The following is a 1,320-nucleotide window of genomic DNA, read 5'->3' as shown; positions in this document are numbered from 1 at the left end:
GCGCGCACCCGCCTGCGCCACAGCATGGGCAGCAGGGGCAGCCCCAGGACGGCCAGCGCGGCCACCGCGACGCCCGCCACCGTGCCCGCCGACGGGCCGCCGGAGGACGGCCCCGAACCCTCCGCGGGCGCGGCGGGGGACCGGCACTCGCCGAGCCGCTTCTGCGCGGGCGGGCAGGCGTCCGTGCCCTTCGGCACCGACGGGGGCACGGCCGTCCGGTCCGGGAGCGGGGCCGGGCCGGCGCCCGGCTCGGCGCCCGGAGAGGGCTCCGCGACGGTGTACTCGGGGGTGGTGCCGCGGCTGGGCGTCGGCTCGAAGCGCGTCCAGCCGACGCCTTCGAAGTACAGCTCGGGCCAGGCGTGGGCGTCCTTGGAGCCGACCGACACCGAGCCGTCCGCCATGGGGGTGCCGGGCATGAAGCCGACCGCCACGCGCGCGGGGATGCCCAGCGTCCGGGCCATCGCCGCCATCGAGAACGAGAAGTGGATGCAGAAACCCCGCTTGGCCGCGAGGAACCGGGCGACGGCCTCGACACCCGTGCCGGACGCCACCTGCGTGTCGTACTGGAAGCCGCCGCCGACGGAGAACCAGTCCTGCAGCATGACCGCCTGCTGATAGGCGTTGGCCGAGCCCGCCGTCACCTTCCGGGCCGTCTGCGCCACCACCGGCGGCAGCGACGACGGCACCCGGGTGTAGGCGCGCAGGATCTCCTCCGGGGGCGCGGGCGCCGCGGCGAGCTGGGCGGCGGTGGGCTCCACCTGCAGGCTGGAGACCTGATAGCGCACGCCCCGGGTGGTCTGGCCGCGCTCGCCCGCCAGGACCCGGCCCTCCGGCTCGTAGCGCCAGCGGCCCTCGGTGCGGACCTCCTCGGCGGGGTAGGGCAGCGGCAGGTAGTTCTGGGCGTAGCCGTCAGAGGCCGTGAGGGAGGTGTCGACCCGCGACGTGCGGACCCCGGCGGCGAGCCCCGGCGGCGCGGGCAGGGCCGCGGGCAGCTCCATGAGGGGGCGGTCGGTCGTCTGCCAGGCGGCGCCGTCGAAGCGGTCGAGAGCGACGATGCGCAGGTACAGGTCGCGGGTGTTCTCGGCGGAGGAGCGCAGGCGCAGCAGCTCGCGGTTCTCCGGCTGGTTGAGGCTGTCCTGGAGGGCGACGAGCGGCTTGACGGAGGTGGTGCCGCCGGGGCCGGAGCCCGGGTCGGCGCCCCGCCCGGCGGGCTCGAAGAGGCCGCCCTGCATCGAGGGCAGCGCGGCCGGCACGGCCAGGGCGATGCCGAGGGCCAGCGCCCCGATGCGCCGGCCCGTGCGGACCCGGGCGAGGCGGCCG

Annotated in this window: 1 protein-coding gene; it reads right to left on the bottom strand. The window is 77.4% G+C overall.

The features are described from left to right. A partial coding sequence (locus B7P34_RS35920; protein ID WP_223268614.1) for a transglutaminaseTgpA domain-containing protein occupies window positions 1-1,320 on the bottom strand: 1,320 nt, incomplete at both ends.

The organism is Streptosporangium nondiastaticum, assembly GCF_003011965.1.
Taxonomy (GTDB): Bacteria; Actinomycetota; Actinomycetes; order Streptomycetales; family Streptomycetaceae; genus Streptomyces; species Streptomyces nondiastaticus.
This window is presented reverse-complemented; position numbering and strand designations above follow the sequence as displayed.